Raw genomic sequence first — 9,104 nt, 5'->3', positions numbered from 1 at the left:
TCTCAATCAGCTTTGGCCTTGGTGCCAATTTCCGCATTTGTGGTAGTCCTCAAGGGTCGTCACCCCTTTCGGTTTCCGAACGCTATCCCCTCAAAACTCAATTTAACCCGTCAGGCGTATTTTAATGCGTAGTCAACAAATTCCTTGTGTAGCGATCGCTTCACACTCCACCTACCTGCCCCGTCCGGCTTTTCTCGCTGGTCACAAGTCGTGAGTACCAATCGTTGTTTAGCTCGAGAGATACCAACAAAATAAGCTGATCGCTCCTCTTTCTCCTTACCCCAAAAGGTCTCTTTTTCGACGCCCATCATCACTACGGTGTGGAACTCAAGCCCCTTACTCTTGTGGATCGACATTATTCTAACTGAGTGATCGGTAGAAAACGCCGCCAAAGCCACGTCGAGTTTGGTTCCATCTTTAGTAAGTTCCGATATGTGTGTCACTGCTTTCTCAATCAGCTCATTGAGCCTATTGCCCTGAGAATAATCGGCCGAAAGCGCAACAACGACATCGCGACCTATCACTTTGATTAACTTGTCCACGACCTCTGCGAGCGAATTTTGATCCGTATACTTGATTTGCCCGTTTGCCAATTTTCCGCGAACATCTGCGACAAACCGATCCCATCGCGAACGGGCACGATATTCCTGTTCTTCGTCGAGACTTTCATTGTACACCACAGCCTGCAGAAGGCGGCGAAAGGCTTCCGGTTGTGCACTTCCACTGACCACGAGGAAAAAGTCCGTCAATAGTCGCACGACTGGTTCGGAAGCGAAGTCCTGTGTTTGGTCTTCCTCACGAAATGGTATCTTTTTCTCGCGAAATGCAGCTCGCAAGGCTTGGCAATATAGGTTCTGCTGCTTGCTTACGAGCACGGCGATATCGGATGGGGGCAGACCGTCCTTCTCTATCCATCCCTTGACCATATTTGCCAGATAAGAGGCTTCATCCTTGGCGTCCCCAAATTGAAGAACATCGATCTCGCCATCGTCGCCAACAAGATTGTCCTCATCGACCGCGGCAGACGGATCCATAACTCTAACCATCGCGTTCTGCATCCTTCGAAGCCGAGGCGCAGAGCGAAAGTTATGATATAAATTCAAGGCTTTTGCTTCGAAGTCGCCAACATAAGTCTTAAAGATACCGTCGAGCGCTCCTGCCCAACCCATGATCCGCTGTTTGGAGTCGCCCACAGCAACCAACTTAGTGTTCGAACTGAGGAAACAGGCTGTGATCAGTGCATATTGTTCTTTTGTGCAATCTTGGAACTCGTCCAAGAATGCATGACTATAGGTCTGTTGTATGGCCTTCCTTGCAATTGAGCTTGATTCAACAATCGTAACGGCCAGCGGCACCATATCATTAAACGTTATGGATTTTCCTTGCACCCGAGCAGCCCCGATACTGTAGTCAGCGTCAAGGGCATCTGCCCCTGTAAGCGCCAGCCGGAAACGATCGATGATACGCTTGCTGAACGCATGGAATGTATAGCTATCAAACCGTGCCGCCAGTTCCGGGCCTAAGCGTTTGTAAACCCGTGACTTTAGGTTGTGGCTCGCGTCTACCTTAAACGATATCGCAAGGATTCTCTTGGGATAACGGCACACGCCTGTGCGTAGTAAAAAATCCGCTCGCTGCGCCAACATCTCAGTCTTGCCAGCACCAGGGCCGGCGGTCAGTAGCAAGTTCTGATCCTTATCTGTTGCAGCTGATTGAGCGTTTGGCTCCAGGATTAAGTTATCTGATGGTCTCCAACGATCCGCGCGTATCATTCGGGTAGAGCCTGCAGTTCTTTTCGAATTTGCGCGAGCATACGATTTAATACGTCAGGCAAATCATTTTTCAGTTCTTGGTTCGTCAAACTGGCCATTGCCTGAATATGCCAAACGGGTTTACTGCCAAGATTGAACCGCTTGTGATAGGCATCGAAGTACTTGAGTTCATCTTCCTCGTATTGGTTGCCTACAACGTCATGCTTCTTTCCCAGAACCAACTTGAGATCATCTTCATCAGGGTTTTGAAGCTGTTCATCACCGAGATCGTAGGCTTCTGGATAGGCCCTTAGCATGAGAAAATCGAGATCAAGTGGGGACGAAAAGAATACTCCATGATCTTCAAGACGTGAGAGCCATCCGAAGTCGTCTATCATCAGACCATCGTCGCTGTCCCATTTGGGGATACTGTTTACTTCCGCCAAAGTAATGCTTGTATTCTCAACGTCAGCATATTCCAATAGTTGCCTGGCCGCATACTTTAGCCTTCCCCAACCGCCCTGAAACCGTGCCAGATCGAGATCAAGCAGAGTGACATGAGGGATCCCGAGACCATGCAAAAGGCGCCAGAAGTGGTTAACATGCCGCCCACCGAGCGGAACTACAGAAATCGACGCGTCGTCGGCCAATATCCCTTCCGCAGCAAGCAGTCGTGGTAACACAACTTCTTCGCTGTCACCTTCACCCAGAACGACGAAGCGAGAAAAATATAGCTCCGGAAAAGATTTTACAGCCTCACGAACGAATTTGTGCGCGACGTCGTCATCTTTGGGCAATTCGATATGCCTGATTATAGTGGTGCGGTTCTCATCCAGCCGCATGTATCTAATGGTTTCCGGTGGAACACGTCGCATGAGCGACGGCGAGTGGGTAGCAAGAAAAGCCTGAGCATCCTGCCCGCCGGCGAACTTCTTGAGTGCCTGGACAACGCGTCCAAGATAGTGTGGTGATAAGCTGTTCTCTGGCTCCTCCAAAGCGATTAAGGTGAATACCGCAGGCCGCAGTTTATCGATGTCAAATGCCTCCAACAGTTTACCATCGAGCACATCTGAGCCGATCTGGTAAATACCCAGTACAATCGACAGATAGAGAATAGACTGCTGCCCGTCGCTTAGACGCGAAAAATCGACGACTTGCTCACCGTGGCCGGGCGTGAAACCAATATTAAGGTGACGTAAAAGGTTTTCTAAATCGCTTCGACCAAAGGAAACCGATGGGCTTGCAAAATAATCACCCTTGTGCAGATCGCCCCATTGGCTCGAAAGCGCGCCTGTCAGACCCTCGATTGCCTCGTTTCCGGCAAGAGCTGTGCTGATTTCTTCTGTTAAACCGGAGACTTTGTCACGTTCACTGGACCAGTCTGCCGATCGAAGGGCACGGCCTAAAAGTGCGTTCGCCGAATAGGAGATATGATCTGCTGGGTCACGCCGGGCGGGCAAATAGTGAACTTGAATAGAATTCCGGTCGTGCTTCGCAACTCGACTCTGCTCGAGTGGGTTTCCATCATTGTCCGCCTTCATGACAAAGGTGAAATTCTCCTCGATGTCATCATCAAGATCGAGCGTGGCTTCCAGCCGGAAACGTACTTGAGCCGGCCCGTTTACACCTACCAATTGCATGTGTGAAAAATTGCCGGGAATCGCCGGTGCTTCTTTGTTCTCCTCTGTCTCCAGTTCAGGGAACTCGAAGTCGGCCTCAATCCAGAGTTCCCGGTCGGCCGGTTCGTCGTTGGGCTGTTCGTCATCCGCGATGTGAAAATCAGACTTTCGAACCTTGCGCTGAGCAGGATCCAGGCTAAACATTCTCATCAAAGCTTGCAGAACCACTGTCTTTCCCGCCCCATTTGGACCGAGGAGAAATGTCAGGTCATCCAATTCCAATTCTGTGTAAGGCGCAGAAAATGATCTGAAATTGCTGAGGCGCAAACGAACGAGTTTCATAATTCTCCTAATCTTCTACTAAAATTCCAAAACGAATTCGCTCTTAAGCTAAGAGCACAAGCAGCTATATTCGCGTATTACGTGTGTTTGAAATTGGGCTCAAGACTCTAATGGAATTTCAAATACAAGAATGAACAGCCAGGGGTATTTCGCCCGACATTAAGAACTCAATCGACGCAGACCATGCTGAAACCCACCAAGGAGCTTGACCACCGTACAGACACGGCGTTCGCCACCTTACAAACAAAAGTGTGCCAGAGAGCCACAACAACAAAACCAAGTTGCGAACCCAAAAAATCGCGACAGTTCGCTGGAGCAAGACAGTTTTGCCAGACCAGCAAGTGAATAACGAGGATTGGTCCTATCGGACCAACGCGCCTTGGCACACGCCAGCTTTTTGGAGCGCGCGCGCGCCAAGGCGCTGACTACCCCAAAGGCATTCCAATTCCCTTGGATACGCCACCGCCTCAAAAGCGGTGGCAAAGTTTTTATGGTGAAAGTTGCAGTTTGGGCTGGTTAAATTGCAAACTGATGCAGGCTTTCACAACAATTTACATGGAGTTTCATCCATCACATTAGGAATACCCGCAACTGCGGCAGGTCATGCACCCTAAAACCACTACCATGTCGAACTATCCCTCATAATGGTCATCGAAACTTTTATTTTACCGATGGCCTCTCCTAACCTTCATACAACACCATGAAGGCAGGAATCATGAAGGAAGAACTTAAATTTTCTTTTTTTAGTCATGCAATTATATATTTTTTTGATCTTTTAACCATGCATAATAGCAAAAAGCTGAAATATGGCTGGCGGCTGGTCGACCACGAAAATGGGCATTTTACCGGGGTGGACACATCGCTTCCGAACAAAGCCCTGCGCGCGGCATTTCTAGGGCGTGAAATCCCCGCGCTGGCCGCCTATGAAACCATCCGGCCTGAGGTCAAGTACGGCGAAAACAGCCGCATCGACTTTTTGCTGACCCAACCCGGCCTGCCCGATGCCTATGTCGAGGTCAAAAGTGTCACCCTGTCCCGCCAACCCGGTCTGGCCGAATTTCCCGACAGCGTGACCGCGCGCGGCACCAAACATCTGGGAGAGCTGGCTGCAACGGCAGCGCAAGGCCACCGGGCGATCATGCTGTATCTGGTGCAACGCACCGACTGCGACCGCTTTGCTCTGGCTGCCGATATCGACCCCGCCTATGCAGCCGCGTTCGAGGCCGCACAAGGGGTCGAGCGGCTGATCTGCGGTACCACGATCACGCCCGAAGGGGTCTGGGTCGACACCGACAAGATCTGGCACGTCGACGGTCGCCCTTAGTCAAGAATTTGGAAGTCGCCCAGATAAGACCCCGTGTCGGGGTTGAACGCCTGATAACCACCGCTTTCTGTCCGGCCCACCGTCGCGCACAGCTTTGCCCCCTGCCGGAACGCGGCCCATTGACTGCATATTGCATCGCCTTCCAGCCACCACGCGCCTGTGTCTTGCCCTAGCCGAGGCACCAGCACCGCGAACTGGCCATCGCGGCCAATCCGCGCCGAGCCCGAGATGTGAAACCGTTCGAATGTGATCCTACGATCCTGCGCCAAAAGCGCGGCCACATCGGTCGCGGACAGCGTCTGAACCTCTTCCCGACATCCCACAAGGGTCAAAACTGCAAGGATCAGACCCTTTTTCATATTCACCATCCTTTACGCGCCACACATGTCTGTACCGGCTTTCTGCACTTGCGCAGATCACAAGATCGCGCGCAAATTTACTTTTGACACGCCATGATTTAAGATCATAACCCATACTGAAGGTTGAATTTCCAGGCTTTGCGCCTCATCTGAACCATCGATCCCGCCGCGACCGGACGCCCTCTGGTACTTTCTGCACAAGCAGCGTAAAAGGAGCGCTGCGCGAAACATTTGGAGCCTCGCACCGATGAAAGAACATCGTGGCCGTCTGACCAAGGACGGTATCCGCATTTACGAACAGGGTGACTTTGCCGGGATGCACGCGGCAGGGGCCTTGGCTGCGCGGATATTGGATGACATCGCCCCGCATGTCTTTCCCGGCCAAACCACAGGCGCGATTGACGGGCTGATCACTCAGATGGTCGAAGACGCGGGCGCGACCTCGGCAACCATCGGCTACAAGGGCTATCAGCACGCCAGCTGTATCAGCGTCAATCACGTGGTCTGCCACGGCATTCCCGGTGACAAGCGGTTGAAAGAGGGCGATATCCTGAATATCGACGTCACGGTCATCGTGGATGGCTGGTTCGGTGACACCTCGCGCATGTATGTGGCCGGAAAGCTGCCCCGCAAGGCTGAGCGTCTGATCCAAGTGACCCATGATGCCCTGTTCAAGGGGATCGAGATGGTTAAACCCGGCAACACTTTCGGTGATATCGGCCACGCTATTCAGGCCTATGTCGAAGCGCACCGTATGAGCGTTGTACGCGATTTCTGCGGTCACGGTCTGGGACGTGTGTTCCACGCGCCGCCCAACGTGCTGCATTACGGCCGCCCAGGCACCGGCGCTGTGTTGGAAGAGGGCATGTTCTTCACCATCGAACCCATGGTCAATCTGGGCCGCCCCGAGACCAAGACGCTGGCCGATGACTGGACCGCTGTGACCCGCGACAAGTCTCTGTCGGCGCAGTTCGAACATTCGGTTGGCGTGACGGCAAACGGGGTTGAGATTTTCACCCTGTCGCCGGGTGATATGTTCCACCCGACCTATTCGTCCTGATCTTTGGCCTGATCGCGTAGAAGCTTCAGCAACAGGGTCTCGTCCCGCCACGGGATGACGGCGTCATGGATGAAAACCGGCGCGCGCAGCGGTTTACGCTCGGGGCCGGTGGCTGAGTCTGTGGCAGCATCCTGCTTGGGTGCCCAGAACAATGGGAGTAATGCGCGATCCATGCGGCAAGCCTAGCATGTTTGGCAATCAGAGTCCCAAAAGCTCGGGTAGTTGTGACATCTGCGTGAACACCTCGGCGCCCAAAGCGGACAATCCCGCGCCGTCATCATGGGCGGCATAAGCCAGACAGCGCATCTCGGCCCGGATCGCAGCAGTGACGCCATTTTCGCTGTCTTCGATGACAACCGGGCGGACAGCACCGAAATGCTGCGCTGCGGTCAGAAACAGGGTCGGGTCCGGCTTGGCGGTCCCCATTACCTGGGCCGAGAACATGACGTCCTTGAATCGATCCCAAAGCCCGTTCTGGCCCAGCGTGATCTGCATTTTCTCTGGGCGGCCATTCGAGGCCACGCAATAGGGAACACTGGCGGTCTCCAGCCGCCGCAACACGTTCCGAACACCGGGCACCAGAGGCGTTCCGGCGCGCAAGGCGGCGTAAACCTCGGTATAGATTTGCTCCACCCAGTCGTCGGGCAGATCTGCCCCAAGGTTGCGCGCCTGTTGGTGGACGCCGCTCATGGTGCCGCCTACGAACAGAGACATGCATTCCGACAGCGACACATGCAAATCGTAACGTGCAAGGTTGTCGACCAGAACCTGATTGGTCAGCCTTTCGCTGTCCACCAGAACGCCGTCACAATCGAAGATGACCAGATCATGCATCGGCGCGGTCCTTCCACATCAGAGTGATATGCGTGTCGCCGTATTTGCGGGCGTCTTGCAGGATGAACCCCTCGGGCGGTTGCATCGGCGCGTTCTCCTCCCACACAATCAGCGCGTCGTCCGCGAACCACCCTTGGGTCAGAGCCGCGATGGCCTTCTGGCCCATCGACTTGCCATAGGGCGGGTCGAGGAAGAGCAAATCATAAGGCGCGTCGGTGTTTTCACCCAGCCGGGTCGCGTCGCGTCGGATCAACTGGGTGCGGTCTGCACTGCGGGTCAGGTCGATATTCTTTCGGATCAGACCCTGCGCCACGCGCCCGTCATCTACGAAGGTCACATGGGAAGCACCACGCGACAGTGCCTCAAGCCCCAGCGCACCAGTGCCTGCAAACACGTCCAGCACACGCAGCCCGTCAAAATCAATCTGATGGCTGAGGACGTTGAACAGGCTTTCGCGCACCCGGTCCGTGGTAGGCCGCAGATGCGCGCCCATGTCGCCTTTGCCGACCGAGGCCAGGGCTCGGCCTCGGAAATCTCCGGCGATAATCCTCACGCTTTGAGCAGCGGTTTCAGGTCCGCATTCGGGTCAGCCACAACGGCGGGATCGGCGGTTTTTCCTGCGTCGATCAGGCGTTTGCCGACCATATAAGCACGAGGGTCGTTCATCGCATCCACCGCAATCAGTTGATCGCCTTTGTAGTACCAGAAGGACACGGTTGCGCCCTCACCTTGCCGGGTCACGACGCGGTCATAGCCCGTGTTCAGACCCGCGATCTGCAGCTTGACGTCATACTGGTCGGACCAGAACCACGGTGTTGCAGTGTAATCCTTGGCCGCGCCCAGCATGTTCTGGGCCACGATCTCGGCCTGATCAATGGCGTTGGGCACGCTTTCCAAACGAATGCGCCCTTCGCCATGCGGGAAAGACGCACAATCGCCTGCCGCCCAAATCGACGGATTGGATGTGCGGCCATGGGCGTCGGTCTTGATACCGTTCTCCAGCTCCAGCCCCGCCATCTCTGCCAGTTGGGTCGCGGGCGCGATGCCCACACCAACCACAACGAAATCAACGGCAATCTCGGTGCCATCGGTCAGAACCGCGCCCACCACCTTGCCATCCTCGCCCAGCAGACGGTCCAGCCCGACGCCTTCACGGATATCGGCACCGTATCCGGAATGCAGCGCGCGGAAGTAATCGCTGGTCTCAGGTGCAGCGACCCGTTGCAGGATTCGGTCTGCCATCTCGACCAAGGTCACATTGACGCCGCGCTTGGCGCAAACCGCAGCCGCCTCGAGCCCGATATAGCCACCGCCCACGATCAGCGCGCGGGCGCCGTCGGTCACGCGCGGCTCCATCTCGTCGATATGAGCCAAATCCCGCACCACATGCACGCCTGCCAGATCGCCACCAATCGAGGCAGGCAAGCGGCGGGGGTCAGACCCGGTGGTCAGGGCCAGTTCGTCATAGGAAATGACTTCATCACCCAGCCACACGGTCTTGGCTTGCGGATCAATCGCGGTCACACGCTGACCCAGACGCAGGGTGATGTTGTTCTCGGCATAAAAGCTCACGGGGCGCAGGAACAGGCGCTCCAGCTCCATCTCGCCCAGCAAATAAGCCTTGGACAGGGGCGGGCGCTGATAAGGCAGATGCGACTCGGCCCCGATCAGGGTGATGTCCCCTTCAAACCCGTCTTTGCGCAGACGCGCCACCAGCGATGCACCCGCCTGCCCGGCACCGATCACGACAATATGGCTCATCTTCCCCTCACCCTGTCGAATTCCCGTGGTCTCCTCCACGCGACCACCTATATT

General features: G+C 54.9%; 9 protein-coding genes. 2 read left to right on the top strand and 7 right to left on the bottom strand.

The annotated features are described in order from the left end of the window. Positions 1-110: 110 nt before the first annotated feature. On the bottom strand, positions 111-1,772 hold the full coding sequence (locus ACR0L1_RS07685) for a UvrD-helicase domain-containing protein (protein WP_480858058.1): 1,662 nt from the start codon (positions 1,770-1,772) through the stop codon (positions 111-113). Then, entirely contained in the window at positions 1,769-3,712 is a 1,944-nt protein-coding gene (locus tag ACR0L1_RS07680; protein ID WP_480858055.1) for an ATP-dependent nuclease, read from the bottom strand. The genes ACR0L1_RS07685 and ACR0L1_RS07680 overlap by 4 nt, the downstream gene beginning before the upstream one ends. 781 nt (positions 3,713-4,493) lie before the next feature. On the opposite strand from ACR0L1_RS07680, the gene sfsA reads away from it, so the two are divergent. After that, entirely contained in the window at positions 4,494-5,036 is a 543-nt protein-coding gene (sfsA, locus tag ACR0L1_RS07675; protein ID WP_480858053.1) for a DNA/RNA nuclease SfsA, read from the top strand. Here the strand turns inward: sfsA and ACR0L1_RS07670 are convergent. Next, positions 5,033-5,395, bottom strand: coding sequence for a hypothetical protein (locus ACR0L1_RS07670; RefSeq protein WP_480858051.1), 363 nt, complete (start codon positions 5,393-5,395; stop codon positions 5,033-5,035). The two genes, sfsA and ACR0L1_RS07670, sit on opposite strands and share 4 nt — an antisense overlap. Before the next feature lie 247 nt (positions 5,396-5,642). Here ACR0L1_RS07670 and map point away from each other — a divergent pair, with 247 nt between their 5' ends. After that, a complete protein-coding gene (gene map / locus ACR0L1_RS07665) occupies positions 5,643-6,455 on the top strand; it encodes a type I methionyl aminopeptidase (protein WP_170772862.1) in 813 nt (270 codons plus the stop codon). On the opposite strand, the gene ACR0L1_RS07660 is transcribed toward map, so the two are convergent. The 4 genes from ACR0L1_RS07660 to ACR0L1_RS07645 are packed head-to-tail and all read right to left on the bottom strand — an operon-like array spanning position 6,443 to position 9,050. Beyond that, on the bottom strand, positions 6,443-6,628 hold the full coding sequence (locus ACR0L1_RS07660; RefSeq protein ID WP_170772864.1) for a hypothetical protein: 186 nt from the start codon (positions 6,626-6,628) through the stop codon (positions 6,443-6,445). The two genes, map and ACR0L1_RS07660, sit on opposite strands and share 13 nt — an antisense overlap. Positions 6,629-6,653: 25 nt before the next feature. After that, a complete protein-coding gene (locus tag ACR0L1_RS07655) occupies positions 6,654-7,289 on the bottom strand; it encodes an HAD family hydrolase (protein WP_480858049.1) in 636 nt (211 codons plus the stop codon). Further along, the gene (rsmD, locus tag ACR0L1_RS07650) at positions 7,282-7,842 is read right to left on the bottom strand and encodes a 16S rRNA (guanine(966)-N(2))-methyltransferase RsmD (protein ID WP_170789540.1); all 561 of its coding nucleotides are present in this window, start codon (positions 7,840-7,842) and stop codon (positions 7,282-7,284) included. The genes ACR0L1_RS07655 and rsmD overlap by 8 nt, the downstream gene beginning before the upstream one ends. Then, entirely contained in the window at positions 7,839-9,050 is a 1,212-nt protein-coding gene (locus tag ACR0L1_RS07645) for an NAD(P)/FAD-dependent oxidoreductase (RefSeq protein ID WP_480858047.1), read from the bottom strand. The genes rsmD and ACR0L1_RS07645 overlap by 4 nt, the downstream gene beginning before the upstream one ends. Between the last annotated feature and the right edge of the window lie 54 nt (positions 9,051-9,104).

The organism is Ruegeria sp. J8 (assembly GCF_056531925.1).
The sequence above is the reverse complement of the archived record's forward strand: the minus strand, read 5'-3'. Positions and strand labels throughout refer to the sequence as shown.

What these genes read in the sequence shown, in the direction of transcription:
- ACR0L1_RS07680 (WP_480858055.1), bottom strand. Translation starts at nt 3,712, where the DNA reads ATGAAACTCGTTCGTTTGCGCCTCAGCAATTTCAGATCATTTTCTGCG.
- ACR0L1_RS07655 (WP_480858049.1), bottom strand. Translation starts at nt 7,289, where the DNA reads ATGCATGATCTGGTCATCTTCGATTGTGACGGCGTTCTGGTGGACAGC.
- ACR0L1_RS07685 (WP_480858058.1), bottom strand. Translation starts at nt 1,772, where the DNA reads ATGATACGCGCGGATCGTTGGAGACCATCAGATAACTTAATCCTGGAG.
- ACR0L1_RS07645 (WP_480858047.1), bottom strand. Translation starts at nt 9,050, where the DNA reads ATGAGCCATATTGTCGTGATCGGTGCCGGGCAGGCGGGTGCATCGCTG.
- ACR0L1_RS07660 (WP_170772864.1), bottom strand. Translation starts at nt 6,628, where the DNA reads ATGGATCGCGCATTACTCCCATTGTTCTGGGCACCCAAGCAGGATGCT.
- sfsA (WP_480858053.1), top strand. Translation starts at nt 4,494, where the DNA reads ATGCATAATAGCAAAAAGCTGAAATATGGCTGGCGGCTGGTCGACCAC.
- ACR0L1_RS07670 (WP_480858051.1), bottom strand. Translation starts at nt 5,395, where the DNA reads ATGAAAAAGGGTCTGATCCTTGCAGTTTTGACCCTTGTGGGATGTCGG.
- map (WP_170772862.1), top strand. Translation starts at nt 5,643, where the DNA reads ATGAAAGAACATCGTGGCCGTCTGACCAAGGACGGTATCCGCATTTAC.